This window comes from Paraburkholderia sp. Ac-20340, from assembly GCF_017104965.1.
Classification (GTDB): Bacteria; Pseudomonadota; Gammaproteobacteria; order Burkholderiales; family Burkholderiaceae; genus Paraburkholderia.
This window is the reverse complement of sequence record NZ_JAAGPR010000004.1, coordinates 334,390-356,367: the sequence shown is the minus strand read 5'-3', so window position 1 is coordinate 356,367 and position 21,978 is coordinate 334,390. Positions and strand designations below refer to the sequence as shown.

The following is a 21,978-nucleotide window of genomic DNA, read 5'->3' as shown; positions in this document are numbered from 1 at the left end:
CTGCATGTCTAGTGGTGACGCGCCGCGTCGAGATCGTCGCTGCTGCTTGCCTGCACCAGCACGGCCATGTTGCCCGGCAGATGCTGGTTGGCGCGAATCTTCGCGTGTGCTTCGGGCAGACGGTTCCAGGGAAACACTTCCGAAAGACAAGGATCGATCTTGCCGCTCATCACCAGCCGGCTCGCCTGCGCGGCTTCCTTGAGGCTCGCGAAGTGGCTGCCCTGAATGCGTTTCTGGCGCATCCACACATAGCGCGCATCGCAGGTCAGGTCGTAGCCGCTCGTCGCCGCGCAGAACACCACCATGCCGCCGCGCTTCACCACATAACAGGACGGCGCAAACGTATTGCGCCCCGGATGTTCGAAGACCATATCGACATCGCGCTTCTCGCCGAGTGCATCCCAGATCGCCTTGCCGAACTTTTTGACGCTGTCGATATAGGCCGTATAAGCGGCCGTTTCATCGACCGGCGGCGGTGCGCCCCAGCACGAAAAATGCGAGCGATTGATCACGCCGACTGCGCCCAGGCTTTTGACGAAGTCGGCTTTCGAATCGTCGGAGACCACCGCAACGGGGCGCGCGCCCGCGAGCGCGGCAAGCTGGATCGCCATCGTGCCGAGCCCGCCAGCCGCTCCCCACACGAGCACCGATTGGCCCGGCGACAAGGCGTGCGGCTTGTGGCCGAACAGCATGCGAAACGCCGTCGCAAGCGTGAGCGTGTAGCAGGCGCTCGCGGCCCACGTCAGATGCTTCGGGCGCGGCATCAATTGCGTGGCCTGCACGCGCGCAAATTGCGCGAACGAACCATGCGTGGTTTCGTAACCCCAGATGCGCTGCGAAGGCGACAGCATGGGATCGCCGCCGTTGCACTCCTCGTCTTCGCCATCGACCTGCGAGCAATGCGCGACCACCTCGTCGCCCACCTTCCACTTGCGCACATTCGCGCCCACGGCCCACACGATGCCGGCGGCATCCGAACCGGTGATGTGATACGGATCGTCATGCAGATCGAGCACCGAAAACGGCTGGCCCAACGCCGCCCACACACCGTTGTAATTGACGCCCGCAGCCATCACGAGAATCAGCACCTCGTTGGCGCCGATCGACGGCACCGGCACGACTTCCTTCGTGAACGCGCCTTGCGGTTCGCCGTGGTTCTCGCGGCGAATCGTCCACGCATGCATTTTTCTGGGCACGACGCCCAGCGGCACCGGACGGCCGATCTCGAACAACTCGGGCTGCCCGCTATGGGTTTGCACGACGACATCCAATACTTCGGTATCCATATTGATATCCATAATTGATCTGCTTCGAGAGGCATAGCGCTCGCGCTACGAACCTGGTGAGAATGTCGCGTGAATCAGGCCGCGATCATGCCGCCGTCCATCGACAAGGCGGTGCCGGTCATGAAAGACGCAGCGCTGCTGGCGAGAAACAGCACGCCCTGTGCAATTTCCTCTTCCGTACCCAGACGGCCCACGGGATGAAACGCCTTGATCTGGTCGGTCATCTGCGTTTCATCGAGAAACTTTTCGACCATCGCCGTCGCGACGAACGCCGGGCAGATCGCGTTGACGCGAATATTCTGCTTCGCATATTCGAGCGCGGCCGCTTTGGTCAGGCCGATGATGCCCGCCTTCGAGGCGTGATAAGCGCAGCCGCCGAATGCGGAAGCCACAAGACCGTAAGTGGAAGACATATTGACGATCGCGCCGCCGCCCGCTTTCAGCATCTCGGGAATTTCATATTTCATCGCAAGGAATATCCCCTTGAGGTTGATATCCATGACGAAATCCCAGCTTGCCTCATCGGTTTGCGCAACCGGCTTGCCGAATTGCTCGACGCCTGCATTATTGAAAGCGATATCCAGCTTGCCGAAAGCGCGCACGGTCTGCTCGACCGCATTGGCGCACTCTTCGGCTTTCGAAACATCGGTTTTGACGAAGATGGCTTCGCCACCTGCGCGGCCAATTTCTTCGACCACGGCCAAGCCTTCCTCTTTGCGACGCGACGCAATCGCAACCTTTGCACCTTCTCTGGCAAACAGCAACGCCGTGGTCCGACCGATACCCGAACTACCACCCGTTACAAGGGCGACCTTCTGTTGAAGCTTCAGCAATGCGTTCTCCCGGTTACGTTGATGTGACAGACCATCCATACGGCATCGGCGGCAATGATCAGCAGCGCGATTCGGAAACGATTCTAGGGGGCAAGAAACGCGAGCCGGTCGAACTTCACAAAAATTCAGAATTGCCAAACACCCGCGCGAATATGATGCAGAGCGTCTTTCCTTTCCGCGTTCATTCGAATTGAATTTATATGCATGCACAACGAATATCGAAACATGAACTGGGTATGTCCACGATCCGCGCGATTGGAGATGAAGGCTTCAACAGCCTTAGCGCCGCACTGGACAAACTCGATCCAGATTTCAAAAAATTACTTGTGGAAGGCGCTTATGCGGATATCATCGCGCGCCCCGGACTGTCACTCAAATATCGCGAACTGATTACCGTCGCAGTCCTGACTTCGATGGGCAATGCCGAATCCGCGCTCAAATATCACGCGGGCGGCATGTTGAATACCGGCTGGACGCCGGAAGCGCTGCTTGAAACCGCCATGCATACGCTCGCGTGGTCAGGCGCACCGGTGGCAATGGCCGGCGTGCGGCTTGTGTTGATGCTGCTGCACGAGCGCGGGCTCGCCGTTGGACACGATACGTATCGCCATCTGCGCGACGCATCGTCGATTGCGCGTTTGCTGGTGTCCGGCCACGCACCATCGCAGGCGCTGACACAAAAAGAACGCCAGCTGGCAACGCTTGCGATCGTGATGGCGCAGGGCAATCAACCGGCGACAGTGCGGCACCTTTTGAAAGACTGCCTGCAGCTTGGCTGGAGCCGTGAGGAATTGACCGAAGTGCTGATTCAACTCACGGGTTACATCGGCTGGCCAATCGTATTGCCGTTGACGCGCGTGGCGCTCGACGTATTCGACAGCGCGAAAACGCAATCGGCTGATAGCGTTGCGAGCACGGCGACTATTTCACCCGATATCGAGCGCTGCTTAAAAGAACTGGAGATGAGCGCCTCGCCGTTCGAATCCATTGCACACGCGAAGACGCGGCATCTCACCGACATCGCCTGCCTGACCTGCCTCTCGCGAAGCGCCGACACAGAGACGCTCGCCGCGCACATTCAGGAAGCGCTCGCGCTGGGTGCTTCGCGGCAGGAGATCGTCAGCGCGATCATGCAGGCGCTGCCTCATGCGGGCGCACTCGCGGTGCAGTCGGCGCTGCACATCGCCGATCCCTTGTTTCCCGCGTCGCGCCCGGACGTTGCCGAACACGAGGACGAAGAATCCGCATTGCAATCGATCTAACGCTACGAACGTTGTTTCAATCGATTGATCATTCAATACTACGCACTACGAATAACCGAGGAATTGACGATGAACGATGCTGGTGGATACGACCTCGAAGACCTGATGCCCGGCATGAGCGCCCGCTTCACGAAAACGCTGTCCGAGCGTGATGTCTTTCTGTTCGCGAGCGCCTCAGGCGATCAGAACCCGGTACACCTCGACGAGGAGTACGCGAAGCAAACGCGTTTCGGTGGGCGCATCGCGCATGGAATGCTCTCCGCCGCGGTGATTTCAGCAGCGATTGCATCGCGACTGCCAGGCCCCGGTTCGATTTATCTCTCGCAGGACCTGCAGTTCCGGCGTCCCGTCAAACTGGGGGAAACCGTGTGCGCGATCGTGACGGTCAAAGAGATCATTGCGGGCCGCCGGCGCGTCGTGCTGGAAACGCGCTGCGAAGCGAACGGCCTCGTCGTCGTGGAAGGCACGGCCGTGGTCATGCCAACCTGCGCAGCGGAGCGTAGAAAGGAGGCCGCGAAGCTGGAAGGCGCGGTGGTCTAGTTCGCGCCGCGCGAAGCTCACGCCAGATCCAGCACCAGCGTCCCGCTCTGCGCCCCCGACACGCAGATCATCATCGCGTCGTTCGCGGCGCGTTCGGACTGCGTGAGCACGCTGTCGCGGTGATCCACGCAGCCGCCTAGCACGCGCGTCTGACACGCGCCGCACAGCCCTTCGCGACAGCTATATTCGACGTCGACATCGGCGTCGAGCAGCACGTCGAGCAAGGCCTTGCCGGCCGGCACAAAAAGCGTCCGGCCGCTGCGCGCGAGTTCGACCGTGTATCCGCTGCTTTGCGCATTCTCGACGGGCGCGGCCGCCGCGAAGCGTTCGATATGCACGTTGGCGATGCCCGCCTGCGCGCACGCGCGCTGGAACGCGTCGAGCATCGCACCGGGGCCGCAGCAATACGCGTGCACCTCCCTGGGCTGACGCGCGAGGCAAGCCGCCAGATCGAAAGGCCGGCCGTCGTGCTCGTCGTCGAAATGCAGCAGCACGTCGCCGCCCAGCGCGGCCAGTTCGTCGAGAAACGCGGCCTGAGCACGGCTGCGCGCGCAATACACGAACTGCACCGCACGCCCTCGCTCGCGCAGCTTGCGATACATGCACAACATAGGCGTCACGCCGATACCGCCCGCCACCAGCAAGGTCGATGCCGCCGCTTCGTCGAGCGCGAAGTTGTTGCGCGGCGCGCTGACCGGCAGCGTCGCGCCGCAATGAAGTTGCTCGTGCAACCAGCGCGAGCCGCCACGGCTCTTTTCGTCGTGCAAGACGCCAATCACGTAGCGGTTGCGATCCTCCGGCGCGTTCACAAGCGAATAGCTGCGCGTCAGGCCGTTGGGCAAATGCAGATCGAGATGCGCGCCGGGCGTGAAAGGCGGAAAGACTTCGCCTTCGATGGGCACCAGTTCGATGCTCGTAATGCGCTGCGCCTCGTGGCGCAGCGTGCGCACGCGCGCCTGCAAGTGCGGCTGCAAGTGCGCTTTCGCGCCAGCGCCGTGAATAGCGTCATTCATCATGTGCCCCGTGCGTCCCATTCAAGCCGCTGCGCTGTTCGCATCGTCTTGCGCCGCGCGCCCGCCATGCACGGAGAAGAATCGCGCACGCTGAACCTTCTGGCCGATGGCGGCTTCATACGCTTCGCGCACCGCCTCCGGCTGGCCATACTGACCGATAAAGTCGCGCAGATACGCGCCCAGCAGCGGATGCGCAGCCAGCGCTTCCAGCGTCAACCCATTGATCATCTCGTCGCGGCACGCCGACGGCAGATACACATTCCGGTTCGCTTGCGGGTCCGTTATCAGCCCCTTCGGCGCCTTGCCCGCCGCCACCGCTTCGAGCTCTTCGAAAAAGCGTCGACGCAGCATCACGATGCCCCGATCGCTCGCGCCCAGCGTTTCCTTGGTGCGGTCCGTAATCGTGCCCTGTCCCACCCACGCGGCGAAATCCTGATTCGCCACGTGCGTGGTAATCCACTCGCCCTGCTCGTCGCGCAGCGGCCCGTACCACGCGGGAATATGCTGCTGCACGTAGGGCTCGCGCTCCTTCGGCACCTTGTTGAGCACCCAGAGAATGCTCAGCGTGTTTTCATCGTCGATCGGCACGCGCCATTCGAAGTGATGCCCGAGATAGAACCCATTCGGCCAGAGCGTGACGCGGCCCGTGGTCCACATCGGGTTCTCTTCGTTTTCGTGTGCGCGCAGACGCTTGTAGACGAAGCCATGCTCGAACTCTTCGTATTGCGTGCGCAGATGCGTGGGCACGTGTTCGGCGTGGCTGTCCTGCTGGCGCGAGGTCCAGTTGTTGTGCGTCCACTCGAAATGGATCGGGTCGATCGAGTTTTCCTGGCACTGGAACCAGTTGCATGGAATCTCGGCCATCACCACCTGGGCGAAGCCGTTCGCGTAGTTGAACGGCTCCCAGTCGGGCAATTCGGGCGCGGGCGCGGCGCCCATATACGCCCAGATCATGCCCGCCTTCGCGCGCACCTCGTAGGCGGTGATCTTCGTTTTCTGGCGCAGGCGCGCATCGACATCGACGATTTCCTCGAACGGCTGATGCGTGCACTGCCCGCTCGCATCGAATTCCCAGCCGTGATACGCGCAACGCAGCCCGCACTGTTCGACGAAGCCAAAAGCGAGATCGGCATTGCGATGCGGACAGCGCCGCTGCACCAGCCCGAAGGTGCCGCTCAGGTCCTTGAACAGCACGAGGTCCTCGCCAAAGAGACGAATCGGACGCACCGCCTTGTCGTCGAATTCGGCCACGCCGGCAATCGGATGCCAGTAGCGGCGCAGGTAGTCGCCCATCGGCGTGCCCGGTCCCACCTCGGTCAGCAATCGGTTCTTTTCGGGGCTCAGCATGTCTTGTGTCCTCGCTGGTTGGAAACGCGGCGTCATGCGAATAGGCTGCATGGCCGTCGATGAACACATTTTTCGCGACGCCCCCCCGGCCCACAACTTCCTCAAAATCCAAAAAAGTCGCCGATCGTCCCAAACGTCATCGCGCCCCGTGGTTGACGTTGCGCCCTGTCGACGGATGCAGTTTTTGCTTGATGTCAAAAATCTCCCGTCGCAGAATGATGGTTCATTTATGTTCTATCTGTTCATTTTTGAACATATCAACACCCGACGGACGAGACAGACATGCTGAAAATTGGAGTGGTGGGCGGCGGAATTGGCGGACTGGCGGCGGCGATCGCCCTGCACCGCGCGGGACATCAGGTGACGGTGTTCGAGCAGGCGGAGCGCTTCGGGCGCGTGGGCGCCGACATCAATCTCACGCCGAACGCCGTGCGCGCGCTCGACGGGCTGGGCGTGGGCGAGCAGCTGCGCGAGACGGCCGCGCGGCCCAACGCGCGCATCAGCCGCATGTGGGACACGGGCGAGGAGACCTCGCGCCTCGCCATGTCGGACGAAGCGCAACGCCAGTACGGCGCACCGCAATTGACGATGCATCGCGCCGACGTGATGAGCGCGCTCGAAGCCGCGCTCGCACCGGGCGTGCTGCAACTCGGCCAGCGCACGGTCTCGTTCGCGCAGGACGCCGACGCCGCCACCATCACGCTCGCGGATGGCAGCTCGCACGCCTTCGACCTCGTGATCGGCGCGGACGGCATTCATTCGGGCGTGCGCCGCCACCTGTTCGGCGCGGAGCATCCGCAGTTCACGGGCATCGTGTCCTATCGCGCCGTGGTGCCCGCCGAGCGCCTGAGCAGCATCGACACGGGCGCGTTCGTGAAGTGGTGGGGACCGAGCGACGACCTGCAGATCGTCACCTTCCCGCTCAACCGCGGCCGCGACGTGTTCGTTTTCGCCACCACGGCGCAAAGCGACTGGACCCACGAATCGTGGACGATGCCCGGCGACCCGGACGCCCTGCGCCGCGCCTATGCCGCGTTCCACCCCGAAGCGCGCGCGCTGCTCGATGCATGTGACACAGTGCTGGCCTCGGCGTTGTATATTCGCGATCCGCTGCCGCAGTGGAGCGGCGCGCGCATGACGCTGCTCGGCGACGCCTGCCATCCGATGATGCCGTTCATGGCGCAAGGCGCGGGCATGGCGATCGAGGACGCCGTGGTGCTCGCGCGCGCGCTCACGCACGTGGCGCCGGGCGAACTCGACGACGCGCTCGCGCGCTACGCGCGGGCTCGCCAGGAGCGCACGGCGCGCGTGCAGATCGGCTCGCGCGGCAACAACTGGCTCAAGACCGGCGGCAACGCCGACTGGGTCTACGGTTACGACGCGTGGACGGTGCCGCTGAACTGAGCCGGCCGCCACCCCTTTGAACAGGATCAGATGAATACCGATACGTCTTCACCCCCGTCCGCCGATGCGGCCAGTTCTCCGGTCGAGCGGGCGTTTCGCCTGCTGCGCTACATCGCCGAGGGCGGCTCGACGGCCAACCTCAGCGACGTTGCGCGGCAGATCGGCGTGAATCGGGTGACGGTGATGCGGCTCATCGAGTCGCTCAAGGCTGCGGATCTGATCGAGGAACATCCGGCGGGCGGCTCGCATCGGCTTGGCCTGCCGTTTTTGACGCTGGCTGCGAGCGCGCTCGGGGCGTCGGATCTCACGGCGCGCGCGCGCCAGATCCTGCCTGGGCTGGTGGAAGAGACGGGGCTTTCGGCGTTTCTCGCGGTGCTGGAAGGCGCGGAGATTGTCTATCTGCTCTGCGAAACGCCCGATACGCCGCTCGTGACGCGCATCCGCGTGGGCAGCCGCATTCCCGCGCATCGCGCGACGCCGGGGCTTGCCATGCTCGCGCCCTTGCATGGCGAAGCGCTGCGCGCGCTCTACGCTGGCCGAACGGGAAATGAAGCAACGCCCGACTGGAATGCGCTGGAAAACACGCTCGAAACCGTGCGCGAGCATGGCTGCGCGTGGAGCTTTTCCGGGCTCGAGGCGGGGATCGATTCCTGTGCGGTTGCCGTGCGGGACACGCGCGGCACGGTGCTGGCGGCGCTGAGCGTGGCCGGTCCCAACACGGCGTTCTCATCCGATACGACTTTGCGCACGCGGGTCGAAAACAGCGTGAAGACTGCCGCGCACGCGCTTTCGGGTTCGATGTTCTGAGTCGCAGCCGATTACGCGTCCGATTGTGGACGCGTGCCCCAGAACAACACGGCTTCGATCAGCACGAACGCGGCACCGGGCGCGATCGCGCCCACCGCCCCCGCAAGCTCATGGCCAAACCGGCTCGCCACGTAAAGCAGCACGATCATGCTGAGCGCCATGCCCGGCGCGCCCAGCCCGCGCATCGCCGCGCTGCGATGGTAGCCGAGCCAGAAGGCAACTCGCGCGACGATCCACACCACCGTCGTGGCAACCACGGCGCGCATCTGCGCACCATCCGCACAATAAGCCGCCAGCCCGAATAGCGCCACGCAGAACACGATGATCTGTTCGACTGTGTTCTGCAGATAGCGCTGGTTGACGCGCAGCCTTCGGGTCTCGAAGCGCGCCAGCGGATCGAATGCCGGTGAAGTCAGGCGTTCGTGCGCGACCGCTTCCACGCCGGTTACGAGGCAGAACAGCACGGCCATACAACAGCATTTGAGCGTCAATAGCATTCGCGCAGCGAGGCTTTCCATCCCCGCCAACGGTGACATCAGATGGTCGATGCCAAGCCAGAGTCCCACAGCGAAAACCGCCGCAAGCGCGATAGCGGCAATGCCGCTTTTGCGCTGCCGGCGAAAATCTGACGAGTCGTGCATGGGGTCGCTCATGGAGTGTCCTGTTTTCGCGTGCCATATCGCATTCTACGAGCCGGGCGGGCATGACAGCGATTCAAGCGATTCAAGCGATTCATACATTCGCCGATGCATCCGCCACTTCGCGGCATCCGTATGTATCGATGAGATCATCAAACGGAGCGCCCCACGATGCCCCCTATTTTCCTCGTCGCGGCCATGCTGGCTGGAGCAGCGCAGGCGCGCGTATTGCTCTCGAATGCCTGGCAGCGGCATCGTGTGCCGCCATTGAGCGAAATGCTCCGCCGTGCTTTTTTAATGTTGTGCGCCGCGAGCGCAATTGCCATGACCGGTTGCACGAGTGGTCCGCCCAACCCTAATCCGCGCGCCGACTTGCCGCTGCAAAGCGTGCCGGTGGATCTGCCGCGTTACATGGGCCGCTGGTACGTGATCGCGAATATTCCTTATTTCGCGGAGCGCGGCTTCGTGGCAAGCCGCGCCGAATGGACCTTGCGCAGTGACGGTCGTATCGACGATGTGTTTATCGGACGCAAAGGCGGTTTCGATGGGCCCGAAAAGCGCTATCAGTTTCTCGATACCGTCAAACCCGGCAGCAACGGCGGCGAGTGGAGCGTGCGCCTTTTCTGGCCCATCCACGTGACGCAGATTACCTTGTACGTGGACCCGGATTATCGCTATACGATTCTCGGCTATCCGGGCAAAAACCTCGGCTGGATTTTTGCCCGGCAACCGCAGATTAGCGAGGAAGACTATCGCGCCCTGCTGGCGCGACTCGACGCGATGGGCTACGACACGTCGAGATTTCAACGCGTGCCGCAAGTGCCGGGGCAGATTGGGCAATTCGATTCAGGCGAACATTGAACGAGCCGGTGCGCCGGTACTTTCACTCGCTGGTCACGTCTTTCAGCAGTACCCGGCCGTCCAGCATGGGCTTGGCAAGCGTCACCGCATAACCCGCGCGGATGGTCTGAATGACGGGACGCTTCAGATTGTCTTGATGCGTTGCGTCCGTTGTCCAGCGTTCAAGCTGAACCATTTCATTGCTGTCGCTTACGTTCTGGTAGACATCAAAAGCGATATTGCCCGGCGCCGCGCGAAAGATCGGCGTGACCTTCGCCACATCGGCATGGAACTTTGAAGATTCAGAGGCTTTGACCGACAGGAAAACCAGCACGTTGCTGGTGAGGTCAGCGTGATCGATCTGTTTCGGTTGAATGCCGGCATCGGCAGTCGCCGGCACAATCCGCATGTGGCTGATGCCGCCTTCCAGATCGGCCTGCGCGGCTTTATGCATTTCCAGTAGTGCCGGCTGCGTCATATGCGTCTCATAGGCAGCCTGATCTTTCCATTGCTCCAGCACATAGAGCGTGGTCGGCGCGCTCTCCGATTGAAAGACCGTGAAAGACAGATTGCCCGCTTCCTTGCGCGCATTCGCCGCGTTATGGCGCAGCGCCTGGAGAAAAGGCTGCAATTGCGCAGCCTTGACGTGCAAGGTCGAGAGATTCGCGTAAGGAATCGAGCCTGGCGCCGCTGCGGGCGTGGCGGCGCAGGCCGAACCTGCTGCTATCGACAAACCCGCAAGCAGCGCGAGTTCGAGGGTGATATTGCGGATCTTCGGGAAAGCTGGAGCGCGCATGGGTTCGGGGTCGATCGAATAAAGATGCGCGTAATGGTGCCAGAACTACCGCAATGTTCAGATGAATAAATTTTTAAAAAGCGCACCGTTTTCGATGGCCTTCGAGACACGCCACGTGGAAATAGCGCTGCGGCAAAACGCCACGAATAACACGAGCCGCCAGCATGAATACTGCGAACACTTTTGCCTCCAGCAAAAGGCTTAAGCATCGATAACGCCATAAACAGGCCGCGTCGTGCGCCTGAAACGACCTCGCCCTGCTCGCGCAGAATCGGCGCGCACGTGCACTCGCTGCGTCGCCAACCTAAAGAATCCTTCATTCTTGCGAGTTGCGCCTTTGCGATACTGGCCGCAGACGTTGACGGTGATCATCGCCTATTTTTATCACGATGGATAATGAGCAAGATTCTCACAATTGAAGACGATCCCATTGTCGGCAGAGATATCACGGAAGAACTCTCCAGCGCCGGATTTGAAGTCGAATGGGTTCGCACCGGCGCGGAAGGCATCGCACGCGCGCTGAGCCCGGAGTTCGACGCGATAACGCTTGATCGCGTGCTACCGGGAATCGACGGCCTGACGATTGTGAAAACGATTCGCAGCGTTGGCGTCGAAACCCCCGTGCTGATGATCAGCGCACTCAGCGATGTCGATGAACGTGTCACCGGCCTGCTCGCGGGTGGCGACGACTACATTGCGAAGCCGTTTTCCGCGACTGAAATGCGCGCGCGAATTCAGGTGTTGTTGCGCAGAAGAGGGAAACTTCAGCAGCAGGTTGTCACGACGCTCAACGTTGAAGATCTTGAGATCGACCTGATTGCGCGCACGGTGAAACGCGCCGAAGTCGAAGTCAATTTGCCTCCTATTGAATTCAGATTGCTCGAATATCTGGCGCGCAATTCCGGGCAAGTCGTTACGCGCACCATGATTTTTCAATCGGTGTGGGACATGCATTTCGATCCGGGTACCAACCTGATCGAGGTCTACATCGGCATCCTGCGCAAGAAAATCGACCGGTCAGGCCTTCAGCCGCTGATCAAGACGGTCCGCGGATCAGGCTATATGCTGGGATGAGTCGTATGAAGATGAGCCTGTGGCGCAGTGCGATCTTTCGCCTGCTATTGATTTACGGTTTCGTTTTCGCAGGGTCGATGTCGGGCGTGGTGTATCTGAACTACTGGAACTCGGCCTCCTATACGGCGACCCAGGCGGACTACAACATCGCCTGGCAATTTGCGTATTTTTCCGCGCTGCCCGTGAATAAGGTGCCCATGCAGATCGCGGCGCATATTCGCAGCGAAATGCGCCGCCCGATTAATTTTTATGGTCTTTTCACGGGCGATCATCAGCGCATCACCGGCGACATCCTCGCTTACCCGGAAAACGTGCGACCCGATGGTGACGGTATCTGGAGCAAGCCCGTTCTTGCCGGACAAACTGCCGTGCACCCCGAATATCTGCGCACGAAGGCGATGAAACTCGAGAATGGCGACATCCTCGTGGTATCGCGCGACGTCGACGAAATGGCCCGATTGCGCGCCTATATGCTGGGCGGACTCGTCTGGAGCGCGGCTATCGTGGTGCTTGGCGGTCTGGCGATCGGCATTCTGGTTTCGAGTTCCCAGTTGCGTCGTGTCAGGGATGTTCGCCGTGTGGTGCAACAGATTGCCATGGGCGATTTCGAGGCGCGCTTGCCGCAGGCGGGCCGCGATGAAATTGCCTGGCTTTCCATCATGGTGAATCACATGCTGGACGAAATGTCCCGGCTCATGCACGAAGTGAAAGGCGCCTGCGATGGCATTGCGCACGATCTACGCACGCCCGTGATTCACATCCGCTCGCTGCTGGCCCGCATCCCTGCCGGACAGTTATCACAAGCGCACGCGCCCCTGCTCGAACAGGCCAGGGAAGAGACGGAAGACGTTCTCCAGCGATTCGCTGCGATCATGCGCATCTCCGAGATCGAATCGATCAAGCGGAAAAAAGGCTTCAGCGATGTCGACGTCGACGCCTTGTGCCGTAAGGCGGCCGATCTCTATCAGCCTGTGGCAGCCGCGAATGGGCTGACGTTTCGCATCGATCTGCGCGCGCGGTCGACCATTCGTGGCGATTACCCACTGCTGTTCGAGGTCCTCGCCAATCTTCTCGACAACGCGATCAAGTTCACGCCCGAAGGCGGCTGTGTTCTGCTGAGCGCCGAAGAGGGACATGATGGCCCGACCATCGTGGTCTCCGATTCCGGGCCGGGCATTCCCGATGCCGAACGTAGCGCGGTATTTCAACGTTTCTATCGAAGCGATCTGACCAGCGTGGTTCCGGGTTCGGGCTTGGGTCTTTCGATTGTGCAAGCGGTGGTTCGATTGCACGATTTCAGCCTGACGCTTTCGGACGCGCATCCAGGGCTTTGTGTCCGGCTGGATTGCTGGGCGCAGTTCAAGCGAGACTGAGGACTCCGTGCATGCGTATCCTTTGTGTGGGAAGCGAGCGCCGACGCCTTTACCTGGCTAAAGCGCTCGAAGAATCGAATCATAGCGTCGTAGCGCTCGATGTTCTGGAAGACGCGCTCTGGCTCGCGCGCAACGAATATATCGACGCAATCATCGCATTGACGAATGAGGATGCCGAGCATGTGGCACGCGTGTTTGCTGCGCGACCAGCGCATACCGTACTCGTCATCATCGAGGCGCGAGCAACAACGCAAACGCGTATCAAGCTGCTTGAATCCGGCGCAGATATTTGTCTGGACGATCCTTATGATTACGCCGAGCTTCATGCGCGGCTCCTCGCGATCACGCGCTGTGAAAATGAAATAACACAAGCCGACGCGCAAGGCAAAGCGACGCGCAAGACATTGCTCTCGCCTTCAAAACGTAGCTTGCTGTGCAGCGACGGCAGCACGCTGCTGCTACGACGCAGCGAATATCTGCTCATGGATCGCCTGCTGCGCAATCCAGGTGAAACCGTCCGCCATAGCGAGTTAGTCGACTATGTATTTGGCGAGCTTGAGGTCGACCCCACTTCGCTGCATCGACTCGTTTCGCGTTTGCGCGAACGTTTTTCCAGTGCGAGTGCGCCCGTGAGCGTGACCGTGGTTCCGCGCGTTGGATATCGGGCCGAGATCCTAAATTATCTTTAACTTTTGGAGAGGCGGCTCGAAAGACCTGATCGGATAGTCTATGTGCTCAAGTTCAGCGCACTGCATAACGCACTGCACATCGCCCCCCTATCCAGACCATGAACATCAGATCGAGCCTGCTTCCCTTCGTGACGGCCATCGCCGTTCTCACCTTGAGCTTCAATGCCAGCGCCGCGACCGGCCTTTCGCGTCAGCAATGCGCGTCCTATCCCTTCAAGAAAACCGCCGGAGAAGTCACGCACGCGGACCTGATGAGAGAATTGGGCGAGCTTGAAGTCCGCGGTTATCAGCCGGGTTCGGATAACTGGATTTATCCGGCCGATCTGAATACCGCGGAGAAAAACCTTGCCGTCGACTACAAGCGCGATTGTCCAGGCGCGCGCCGATAACCATAACGCGCCAGCCTGATTGCGCCGCTCCGCCCACCGTCGCATAGCCACCTAAAGAATCCTTCATTTTTCGTGACATTGATTCGTCGGCGCCCCTGCTAGGATGCCGATCGCCTGATCGCGGCCAGTCCAACCAGATTGGACCTCGACTCGCATGCAGCGGATATTGGCGACGAGTCGGATCAATACCCGAATAGATGAACTGGAGTTTCAAGCAATGAATATGCGCAAGACGGTTATTTCGATTTCGATGTTGCTGGGCATTCAGGGTCTCGCAATGGTTGCGCCCGCAACGGCTGCAACCAGCGCGCCGGCGGCAGCAGTCACGCAGCGGCACGCTGAACCTATTACCATCCGTCATGTGGTCATTGGGCAAGGCGCACCGAAAATCATCGTGCCGACCACAGGTTCGACGGCAGCGGACGTATTGGCGCAGGCGCGTGCAATCGGCAGCAACCCGGACGTCGATATCATCGAATATCGCATCGATTATCTGAATTTCGATACCGATGCGGCCCAGGTGGCCGAACTGGGCAAACAGGTTGCAGCCTCAGCCAACGGCAAACCGCTGATCCTGACCTTCCGCACAAAATCCGAAGGCGGTTCGAAGGATATCTCCGATAAGGCATACGGCGACCTGTATCTCGCGCTGATCAAGGCACACTTTATCGATATCCTCGATGTCGAAATGTTCCGCGATCCGGCGGTGGTGCGCGAAGTCGTCGCTGCCGCTCATGCGGCCGGTATCAAGGTGGTGATGTCGAGCCACGACTTCAAGAAGACGCCCGCCACCGCGGAAATCGTTTCCCGCCTGCGCGAGCAGGACAAAATGGGCGCGGACATCCTGAAGATCGCGGTCATGCCGCATAACGCCGCCGACGTGCTCAAACTGCTCGACGCCACCGAACAGATTCGCGACCGCTATTCGCGCAAGCCGCTGCTGACGATGTCGATGGGCGGGCTGGGTGCGGTGTCGCGTTTCTCGGGCCAGGTATTCGGCTCCGATCTGACCTTCGGCATGATCGGCGAAGCGTCCGCGCCGGGCCAGGTCGATGCCAAGGCACTGCGTCAGGTGCTCGACACGATCAACAGCGCAGTCAGCGGCAAGTAAGGCCGATGACCGACCCGGCGGCGACTTCAAGCGCCGCCGCGCGCTGACCACTCACACCGGAACACCCAACGCGCGCGCCGCACATCTGAGCGGCGCGCGCTTTTTTGTATGAAGCACGAAAGCAATTTTCTCAGCGGCACCGTCAAGGCGCTGGTGACGGCGGCAGCCACTGCCGCACTGCCCGCCTATGCTCAAAGCAGTATTACGTTTTATGGCGTGGCCGACGACGCAATCACGTATGTCAGCAATCAGAAAGGCCACTCGAATCTCTATCTCCGGCAAGGCAATCTATACGCTTCGAAATTCGGCCTGAAGGGTAGCGAAATTCTTGGCGGCGACACCAAAGCGATTTTCGTGCTCGAATCGGGCTTCGATTTGAACAACGGCGATGCTGCCTCGAGCGGCTCGATATTCAATCGGCAAGCCTATGTCGGGCTGACCAACAGCCAGTACGGCAGCGCCACGCTCGGACGCCAGTACACGCCCTGGTTCCTCTTTCTCGGGCCGCTTTCATCGGTTAGCTTTCTGACCGGTGCTGCGGGCGCGCATCCAGGCGATATCGATGGCATGGACACGACCGTGCGCGCGAATTCCGCCGCCATGTATGTGTCGCCGGAATGGCGCGGTCTGCAGGCGGCAGGTATGGTTGCCTTCGGCGGCATTGCCGGCAATCCGGGGCGTGGTCAGACGATTAGCCTCGCATTGCGTTATTCGCATGGACCGCTCTCACTCGCAGCGGGTTATCTGCAAATGGACAACGCGTTCACGAGCAGCACGAGCGCAGCGTTCGATTCGTCCTCCAGCGGTTCGTTTAACGACTCGGTCGTGAATCAGGGCTATCTCACGGCGCGCTCGATGCGCAATGCTGCGCTCGCCGGCAATTACGATTTCGGTTCGGTGCGGCTTGGTCTGATGTATTCCAATGTGCGCTATTTGCCGGGTTCGCGTTCGCTGTTCGCGGATACGGCTACGTTCGACACTTATGGTACGTATGCCCGATGGCAGATCGAGCCGGCTGTCGATCTGGCGGCGGGTGTGTCGTACACGCTGGCATCGCGAAGCAATGGCATCACGAATGCCGCGCGCTATACGCAGATATCGATGAAACAGGGTTATCGACTCTCGAAACGCACTGGGCTCTACGTACTGGAAGCCTGGCAGCACGCGAGCGGCCAGACGCTGGACAGTTCGGGCGAGATCGTGAATGCCGCGCCTGCGGTGGGCGATTCGCAAAACCTCACGGCGTCGTCGATTCATAACCAGTTCGTCGGCATGCTCGGCATCGATATGGCGTTTTAAAGTCGCGCACCACAGTCGCCAGCCTGGTGAATACATTGCTTGCGCACGAACGCATTCGCACCTATCGTGAATCGGATAACGCAGCGTGCCCCACCGCTGCCCAGACGGCCCGGCTATTCATGGTGCCCCGATGCCGGCCGCCCATACTGGAGCAGGCGTTCCAGGCTTATTCGTCAGAGGTTCACCATGCGAAGACGTGGCTTCCTGGTGTCGTTCGTCCTGCTCGTGGGCGGCCTTGCAATCGCGAAAGCCAAGGTTATCTGGGGCGGCATGCCATGGACCGGCGAGCCGTCTCCCCCGCCTGAACCGGTCATCGCCAATGGCTGGAAATTCTTCACCGCGGACGAAGCCGCGCTGGCCGGAGCCATTGCGGATCGGCTCATTCCGGCAGACAGCCTGAGCATCGGCGGCCGGGAAGCCGGCTGCGCCGTGTTCATCGACGCGCAACTGGCCGGGGCTTACGGCAAAGGCACCTACCTCTATCTCGACGGCCCGCTCAAACAGGGCCTTCCGCAAGCCGGTCCGCAGTTCGATCGCGGTCCGGCGGCGCGCTGGCGCGCCGGCCTCGCTGCATTCGATAACGCCGTAAAAGCGCAGCCCGGCGGCAAACGCTTTGTCGATCTCGCGCCCGACGCTCAGGACGCCATGATCCGCGAATGGGAGGCGGGCACCCTCGCGATGGCTGGCGTGGACGCAAAGCAGTTCTTCTCGCTGGTGCTCTGGAACGTACGCGAAGGCTATTTCTCCGATCCCATCTACGGCGGCAACAAAGACATGGCTGGCTGGAAAATGGTGGGCTTTCCGGGCGCGCAATATGACTTCCGCGACTATCTCGACAAGCCCGGCCAGCCGCTCGGCATTCAGCCCGTGAGTTTCATCCGCAAGCAGACCTGATTCGCGCATCTTCGCGAACGAGAACAAGGAGCATCCAGCATGGCACAGAAGCGGCCCAAGGCGGATGCCGTCATCGTCGGTCTGGGATGGGCCGGCTCGCTGATGGCGAACGAACTCACGCAAGCCGGCCTGAATGTCGTCGCCATCGAACGCGGCAACTGGCGCGACACCAGCACGGACTTCCCCACCACGATCGACACCGACGAATTGCGCTACGCGCGCCGGCGCGAATTGCTGCAACCGCTCAGCGTGGAGACGATGACGTTCCGCAACCGCCCCGACCAGGAAGCGCTGCCCTTGCGCGATTTGAACACCTATCAGTTCGGCTGGGGCGTGGGCGGCGCGGGCACGCACTGGAACGGTATGACCTGGCGCTTTCTGCCGACCGATTTCGTCACCTATACGAATACCGTAGAAAAATACGGCAAGAATCGTTTTGTCGATGGATTGCAGGTGCAGGATTGGGGCGTTACGTATGACGAACTCGAACCGTTCTACGACAAGTTCGAGCGTATCGCCGGCACGTCGGGCAAGGCCGGCAACGTGCAGGGTCAGAAAATCGACGGCGGCAATGTATTCGAAGGCTCGCGCAATCGCGACTATCCGCTGCCGCCGCTCGCCCGCACCCAGGCCGCCTTGCTGTTCGATAAAGCGGCGCGCGATCTGGGTTATCACCCGTTTCCAGTTCCTGCCGGAAATACTTCGGGTGCCTACACAAATACGCTCGGCGTGAAAATGGCGCCGTGTACGTACTGCGGCTATTGCGAGTTCTTCGGTTGCGGCAACTGGTCGAAAAGCAGCCCGCAAGCCTGTGTCGTGCCCGCGCTGATGGCGCGTAAAAACTTTAGCGTCATTCCCAACGCCGAAGTATTGCGCGTCAATCTCACGCCCGACAAAAAGATGGCCACAGGCGTGACATTCATCGATAACGACGGGCAGCAATGGGAGCAACCCGCCGATATTGTGGTGCTGTCCGCCTATCAGTTCGACAACGTGCGGCTCATGCTGCTTTCCGGCATCGGCAAGCCGTATGACCGCGATGCCGGCCAGGGCGTGGTGGGCCGCAATTACGCCTATCAGACGATTTCGGGCGCGTCGATCTGGCTCAAGGATCAAAACCTCAATCCCTTCATTGGCGCGGGCGCGCTCGCGCAGGCTATCGACGATTTCAACGGCGATAACTTCGACCATTCGAGTTACGACTTTATCGGCGGCGGTGTGGCCCTGATCCACTCGACCAACGGCCGGCCGATCGGCATGTCGTCGGGCGTGCCCAAGGGTACGCCTGCGTGGGGCTCGGCGTGGAAACAGGCCTATCGCAAGGCTTATCAGAACTTCAACTCGATCTATGTGATGGGCAATAGCTATCCCCATCGCGATGTGTTTCTCGACCTCGATCCGACTTACCGCGACCGTCACGGCCAGCCGCTTCTGCGCGTCACGTTCGACTGGAATGAGAACGACAAACGCTCGGCGAAATTCATGGCCGATAAATCGGAGGAAATCGCCCGTGCCATGAATGCGGAGACCATCGAGCGCTCCGAGCCCACGGCGCAACCTTATACGCCGATGACGAATCTCTCCTCGCACACGACGGGCGGCGCATGCATGGGCGCCGATCCGACGACCAGCGCGATCAATAAATACCTGCAAAGCTGGGATGTGCCGAATACCTTTGTTTGCGGCGCATCGGCATTCGCCAACAATGGCGGTTATAACCCCACGGGAACGGTTGCGGCACTCACCTTGCACGCGGCGCAGGCCATTCGCGACCACTACCTGAAAGCGCCGGGCGCGCTGGTGCAGGTGTAAGCCATGGCGCGCACTCCTGAATCTTCCTCGCCGCGTGGCGCAAAACGCGGGCGACGCGTCCTGACAGTTCTGATAGCGCTAGTCGTGCCGGCGCTGATCGTACTCGGCGCTCTGGTGGCGTGGCGCAGTTCGCAGCGCAACGCCCAACCTGCTGATTCCGACCTGCTGCAACACGTCCATCATTACGGCGATGAAAACGGCAGCGCCGCCACCGATCCCATCAAGCGCGGCATGTATCTCGCGCGCGCGGGTGACTGTATCGCCTGCCATACCGCGCAGGGCGGCAAGCCGTTTGCGGGCGGTCTCGGACTGAATACGCCGTTCGGCGTCATTGTCTCCAGCAATATCACGCCCGATCCGCAATACGGCATCGGCAACTGGACGGGCGCGCAATTCCTCGACGCGGTAAAGAACGGCGTCGCGCCGCACGGCAAGCTGCTTTATCCGGCAATGCCCTATAACCTCTACGCGCGCGTGAGCGATCGCGATCTGCTCGATATTCTCGCGTATCTCAAGACCGTTCCTGCGGTAGCGGAAGCGCCGCCCGACAATCAATTGCCGTTTCCATTCAATATCCGGCTGATGATGTTCGGCTGGAATCTGCTGTTCTTCAATCCCACGCCGTTTCATCCGAATCCCTCGCAATCGGTTGAATGGAATCGCGGCATGTATCTGGTCGACGGCCTCGGGCATTGCACCGCCTGCCATAGCGGCAAAAATGCGTTGGGCGGCGACACCGATTATCTGCAGGGCTACGACCTGGAAGGCTGGCACGCACCGGAAATCACGGGCAATCGCTATACGGGCATCGGCAGTTGGAGCGACGACGATTTCATCGCCTATCTGAAGACCGGCGGCAACCGGTTCAGCGTGGCAGCGGGATCGATGGGCGAAGCCGTTTCGAATTCCACCCAGTATCTGAGTACCGCCGATCTGAAAGCGATTGGCCTCTACCTCAAGAGTCTGCCGGGTTCGGGCCTGAGCGCCCCGCAGCCAGTCGCAGCCACCGATCCGGCGATGACGCTGGGCAGCGAGTTGTATCGCACCAACTGCATCGCCTGCCACAAGAGCAATGGCGACGGCGTAGACGCGATGGTGCCGTCGCTCGCGAACAATCCCGGCGTGCGCGCAACCGGCGCCAATAACGTGCTGCGCACGATACTCGTGGGCGGCCGGGGCGCGGCCACGGCGAGCAACCCGACCAGCGCGCAGATGCCCGCGTTCGCCTGGAAATTGTCCGATGCCGATGTTGCCGCGATTGCAACCTTCATCCGCAATAGCTGGGGCAACGCCGCCACCGCCGTAGACGCCGCGCAGGTTGGCTCGCTGCGCTCCAGCCTTAAAGCCCAATCCTTCGCCGGAACGCATGCACCATGATTTCCAGGCACGCAATCGCGCTGCGCTCGGTTGTGTGCCTGGCCGCTTGCGCATCGGAGCCCGCATTGGCGCAAGGCAGCGTGACGCTTTATGGCAACGTGGACGAAGCGCTTGTCTATACGAACAACCAGAACGGCAAGTCGAATGAGTACATGCGCAATGGCAATCTGTATGCGTCGAAGTTTGGCTTCAAAGGGGCCGAGCCATTAGGCTCCGGACTCAGCGCGATATTCGATCTTCAGGAAGGCTTCGATCCCGGCACCGGCGCCCAGCAATCGGCTGGACTGGCCTTCAACCGCTATGCGTTTGTCGGGCTGCAGGACACGCGGGCGGGCACGCTAACGTTAGGGCGGCAATACACGCCCTACTATCTGCTGGCCGGAACGCTTGGGCCCGTTACATATCTCACGGGCGCAACCGGCGCGCATCCCGGCGATATCGACGGCTTCGATACCGATATCCGCTCCAACAGTTCCGTCACGTACACGTCGCCGACCATTGCCGGCTTGCGTGGCAGCGTGCAATATGGCTTCGGCGGCGTTGCGGGCAGCATGAAGAGCGGCAGTCTGTTCAGTGCGGCGCTTCGGTTCGATAGCGGCCCGCTTGCTATCGGCGCGGGCTATCTGCGCATGAACAATACCGAATACAGCGGCGGCTTCGATCCTGCAGCAAGCGCAACGTTTCCGCACTCGGCGTTGAACAGCGGCTATCTTTCTGCGCGAACCGTGCAACATGTGGCGGCGCTCGCTACCTACACCATCGGCAATCTTCTGCTCGGCGTGAATTATTCGAACGTGCTCTATCGTCCGGGTGGCCATTCGCTATTCACCGATACCGCCGTATTCAATACCTATGGCGCGCTGGCGAGTTATCGGATCACAACGCCGTTTGAAATCTCTGGCGGATACAGCTACACGCGCGCATCGACCTCGAATGGCATTCACGACGCAGCCCGCTATCAACAGGTGTCGTTACGCGAGTTGTATCACCTGTCGAAGCGCACGACGCTCTACACCTTGCAGGCGTATCAGCATGCATCCGGCCAGACGCTCGGCGCAAACGGCGCGGGCGATATCATCGACGCCCTGCCTATCGTCGGCGATTCACAAAATACGACGCCGTCTTCAACGAATAATCAATTCGTTGCGATGTTCGGCCTCGCCATATCGTTCTGAGCAAAACGTGGCGGCGCGT

The 21,978-nt window shown here is 60.9% G+C and carries 21 protein-coding genes; 15 read left to right on the top strand and 6 right to left on the bottom strand.

All coding sequences use genetic code 11. From position 1 onward, the window contains the following. Nucleotides 1-8: 8 nt before the first annotated feature. Together ccrA and G3N59_RS08775 are read right to left on the bottom strand one after the other, a co-directional pair. Entirely contained in the window at nucleotides 9-1,286 is a 1,278-nt protein-coding gene (ccrA, locus tag G3N59_RS08780; protein WP_205982163.1) for a crotonyl-CoA carboxylase/reductase, read from the bottom strand. Between the two features lie 74 nt (nucleotides 1,287-1,360). Continuing rightward, nucleotides 1,361-2,119 carry a glucose 1-dehydrogenase gene (locus G3N59_RS08775; RefSeq protein ID WP_205982271.1) on the bottom strand — a complete coding sequence of 253 codons (759 nt, stop codon included), beginning with the start codon at nucleotides 2,117-2,119 and terminating at the stop codon, nucleotides 1,361-1,363. 236 nt (nucleotides 2,120-2,355) lie between these two features. Here G3N59_RS08775 and G3N59_RS08770 point away from each other — a divergent pair, with 236 nt between their 5' ends. After that, nucleotides 2,356-3,381 carry a carboxymuconolactone decarboxylase family protein gene (locus G3N59_RS08770; RefSeq protein WP_205982162.1) on the top strand — a complete coding sequence of 342 codons (1,026 nt, stop codon included), beginning with the start codon at nucleotides 2,356-2,358 and terminating at the stop codon, nucleotides 3,379-3,381. A 69-nt stretch (nucleotides 3,382-3,450) separates the two neighbouring features. Then, the gene (locus tag G3N59_RS08765; protein ID WP_205982161.1) at nucleotides 3,451-3,921 is read left to right on the top strand and encodes a MaoC family dehydratase; all 471 of its coding nucleotides are present in this window, start codon (nucleotides 3,451-3,453) and stop codon (nucleotides 3,919-3,921) included. A gap of 17 nt (nucleotides 3,922-3,938) precedes the next feature. Here G3N59_RS08765 and G3N59_RS08760 read toward each other — a convergent pair whose 3' ends face one another. After that, nucleotides 3,939-4,934, bottom strand: coding sequence for a PDR/VanB family oxidoreductase (locus G3N59_RS08760; RefSeq protein ID WP_205982270.1), 996 nt, complete (start codon nucleotides 4,932-4,934; stop codon nucleotides 3,939-3,941). A gap of 21 nt (nucleotides 4,935-4,955) precedes the next feature. Then, the gene (locus tag G3N59_RS08755) at nucleotides 4,956-6,281 is read right to left on the bottom strand and encodes an aromatic ring-hydroxylating dioxygenase subunit alpha (protein WP_205982160.1); all 1,326 of its coding nucleotides are present in this window, start codon (nucleotides 6,279-6,281) and stop codon (nucleotides 4,956-4,958) included. Between the two features lie 282 nt (nucleotides 6,282-6,563). Here G3N59_RS08755 and G3N59_RS08750 point away from each other — a divergent pair, with 282 nt between their 5' ends. After that, nucleotides 6,564-7,685 carry an FAD-dependent monooxygenase gene (locus G3N59_RS08750; RefSeq protein WP_205982159.1) on the top strand — a complete coding sequence of 374 codons (1,122 nt, stop codon included), beginning with the start codon at nucleotides 6,564-6,566 and terminating at the stop codon, nucleotides 7,683-7,685. 30 nt (nucleotides 7,686-7,715) lie between these two features. Beyond that, nucleotides 7,716-8,492 carry an IclR family transcriptional regulator gene (locus G3N59_RS08745; protein WP_205982158.1) on the top strand — a complete coding sequence of 259 codons (777 nt, stop codon included), beginning with the start codon at nucleotides 7,716-7,718 and terminating at the stop codon, nucleotides 8,490-8,492. Between the two features lie 11 nt (nucleotides 8,493-8,503). On the opposite strand, the gene G3N59_RS08740 is transcribed toward G3N59_RS08745, so the two are convergent. Next, the gene (locus G3N59_RS08740; protein WP_205982157.1) at nucleotides 8,504-9,145 is read right to left on the bottom strand and encodes an MAPEG family protein; all 642 of its coding nucleotides are present in this window, start codon (nucleotides 9,143-9,145) and stop codon (nucleotides 8,504-8,506) included. A gap of 261 nt (nucleotides 9,146-9,406) precedes the next feature. On the opposite strand from G3N59_RS08740, the gene G3N59_RS08735 reads away from it, so the two are divergent. Further along, nucleotides 9,407-9,991 (top strand): lipocalin family protein, encoded by a 585-nt coding sequence (locus tag G3N59_RS08735; protein ID WP_205982269.1) that lies wholly within the window; start codon nucleotides 9,407-9,409, stop codon nucleotides 9,989-9,991. Between the two features lie 22 nt (nucleotides 9,992-10,013). Here the strand turns inward: G3N59_RS08735 and G3N59_RS08730 are convergent, their stop codons facing one another. Then, nucleotides 10,014-10,622, bottom strand: a complete 609-nt coding sequence (locus G3N59_RS08730; protein WP_205982156.1) for an antibiotic biosynthesis monooxygenase — start codon at nucleotides 10,620-10,622, stop codon at nucleotides 10,014-10,016. Between the two features lie 540 nt (nucleotides 10,623-11,162). Here G3N59_RS08730 and G3N59_RS08725 point away from each other — a divergent pair. From G3N59_RS08725 to G3N59_RS08680, 10 genes are all read left to right on the top strand, one after another. Next, entirely contained in the window at nucleotides 11,163-11,840 is a 678-nt protein-coding gene (locus G3N59_RS08725; protein ID WP_205982155.1) for a response regulator transcription factor, read from the top strand. Between the two features lie 77 nt (nucleotides 11,841-11,917). Continuing rightward, on the top strand, nucleotides 11,918-13,213 hold the full coding sequence (locus tag G3N59_RS08720) for a HAMP domain-containing sensor histidine kinase (RefSeq protein WP_205982154.1): 1,296 nt from the start codon (nucleotides 11,918-11,920) through the stop codon (nucleotides 13,211-13,213). An 11-nt stretch (nucleotides 13,214-13,224) separates the two neighbouring features. Next, the gene (locus G3N59_RS08715) at nucleotides 13,225-13,902 is read left to right on the top strand and encodes a winged helix-turn-helix domain-containing protein (protein WP_205982153.1); all 678 of its coding nucleotides are present in this window, start codon (nucleotides 13,225-13,227) and stop codon (nucleotides 13,900-13,902) included. 128 nt (nucleotides 13,903-14,030) lie between these two features. Then, complete coding sequence (locus G3N59_RS08710; protein WP_346777865.1) at nucleotides 14,031-14,291, top strand: hypothetical protein; 261 nt, start codon at nucleotides 14,031-14,033, stop codon at nucleotides 14,289-14,291. A 217-nt stretch (nucleotides 14,292-14,508) separates the two neighbouring features. Further along, nucleotides 14,509-15,402 carry a type I 3-dehydroquinate dehydratase gene (gene aroD, locus G3N59_RS08705; RefSeq protein WP_205982152.1) on the top strand — a complete coding sequence of 298 codons (894 nt, stop codon included), beginning with the start codon at nucleotides 14,509-14,511 and terminating at the stop codon, nucleotides 15,400-15,402. A 108-nt stretch (nucleotides 15,403-15,510) separates the two neighbouring features. Then, nucleotides 15,511-16,701 (top strand): porin, encoded by a 1,191-nt coding sequence (locus tag G3N59_RS08700; RefSeq protein ID WP_205982151.1) that lies wholly within the window; start codon nucleotides 15,511-15,513, stop codon nucleotides 16,699-16,701. A 186-nt stretch (nucleotides 16,702-16,887) separates the two neighbouring features. Further along, nucleotides 16,888-17,595, top strand: a complete 708-nt coding sequence (locus tag G3N59_RS08695; RefSeq protein ID WP_205982150.1) for a gluconate 2-dehydrogenase subunit 3 family protein — start codon at nucleotides 16,888-16,890, stop codon at nucleotides 17,593-17,595. A gap of 39 nt (nucleotides 17,596-17,634) precedes the next feature. Beyond that, a complete protein-coding gene (locus G3N59_RS08690) occupies nucleotides 17,635-19,407 on the top strand; it encodes a GMC family oxidoreductase (RefSeq protein ID WP_205982149.1) in 1,773 nt (590 codons plus the stop codon). An 84-nt stretch (nucleotides 19,408-19,491) separates the two neighbouring features. After that, complete coding sequence (locus G3N59_RS08685; RefSeq protein ID WP_205982148.1) at nucleotides 19,492-20,784, top strand: c-type cytochrome; 1,293 nt, start codon at nucleotides 19,492-19,494, stop codon at nucleotides 20,782-20,784. Beyond that, on the top strand, nucleotides 20,781-21,959 hold the full coding sequence (locus G3N59_RS08680; RefSeq protein ID WP_205982147.1) for a porin: 1,179 nt from the start codon (nucleotides 20,781-20,783) through the stop codon (nucleotides 21,957-21,959). Before G3N59_RS08685 ends, G3N59_RS08680 begins: the two co-directional genes overlap by 4 nt. Nucleotides 21,960-21,978 lie beyond the last annotated feature (19 nt).

Excerpts from the sequence above, each read along its gene's own strand:
- G3N59_RS08740 (WP_205982157.1), bottom strand. The coding sequence starts at position 9,145 with ATGAGCGACCCCATGCACGACTCGTCAGATTTTCGCCGGCAGCGCAAA.
- G3N59_RS08720 (WP_205982154.1), top strand. The coding sequence starts at position 11,918 with ATGTCGGGCGTGGTGTATCTGAACTACTGGAACTCGGCCTCCTATACG.
- G3N59_RS08725 (WP_205982155.1), top strand. The coding sequence starts at position 11,163 with ATGAGCAAGATTCTCACAATTGAAGACGATCCCATTGTCGGCAGAGAT.
- G3N59_RS08690 (WP_205982149.1), top strand. The coding sequence starts at position 17,635 with ATGGCACAGAAGCGGCCCAAGGCGGATGCCGTCATCGTCGGTCTGGGA.
- G3N59_RS08745 (WP_205982158.1), top strand. The coding sequence starts at position 7,716 with ATGAATACCGATACGTCTTCACCCCCGTCCGCCGATGCGGCCAGTTCT.
- G3N59_RS08715 (WP_205982153.1), top strand. The coding sequence starts at position 13,225 with ATGCGTATCCTTTGTGTGGGAAGCGAGCGCCGACGCCTTTACCTGGCT.
- ccrA (WP_205982163.1), bottom strand. The coding sequence starts at position 1,286 with ATGGATACCGAAGTATTGGATGTCGTCGTGCAAACCCATAGCGGGCAG.
- G3N59_RS08750 (WP_205982159.1), top strand. The coding sequence starts at position 6,564 with ATGCTGAAAATTGGAGTGGTGGGCGGCGGAATTGGCGGACTGGCGGCG.
- G3N59_RS08695 (WP_205982150.1), top strand. The coding sequence starts at position 16,888 with ATGCGAAGACGTGGCTTCCTGGTGTCGTTCGTCCTGCTCGTGGGCGGC.
- G3N59_RS08680 (WP_205982147.1), top strand. The coding sequence starts at position 20,781 with ATGATTTCCAGGCACGCAATCGCGCTGCGCTCGGTTGTGTGCCTGGCC.
- G3N59_RS08760 (WP_205982270.1), bottom strand. The coding sequence starts at position 4,934 with ATGAATGACGCTATTCACGGCGCTGGCGCGAAAGCGCACTTGCAGCCG.
- G3N59_RS08770 (WP_205982162.1), top strand. The coding sequence starts at position 2,356 with ATGTCCACGATCCGCGCGATTGGAGATGAAGGCTTCAACAGCCTTAGC.
- G3N59_RS08765 (WP_205982161.1), top strand. The coding sequence starts at position 3,451 with ATGAACGATGCTGGTGGATACGACCTCGAAGACCTGATGCCCGGCATG.
- G3N59_RS08735 (WP_205982269.1), top strand. The coding sequence starts at position 9,407 with ATGCTCCGCCGTGCTTTTTTAATGTTGTGCGCCGCGAGCGCAATTGCC.
- aroD (WP_205982152.1), top strand. The coding sequence starts at position 14,509 with ATGAATATGCGCAAGACGGTTATTTCGATTTCGATGTTGCTGGGCATT.
- G3N59_RS08700 (WP_205982151.1), top strand. The coding sequence starts at position 15,511 with ATGAAGCACGAAAGCAATTTTCTCAGCGGCACCGTCAAGGCGCTGGTG.
- G3N59_RS08755 (WP_205982160.1), bottom strand. The coding sequence starts at position 6,281 with ATGCTGAGCCCCGAAAAGAACCGATTGCTGACCGAGGTGGGACCGGGC.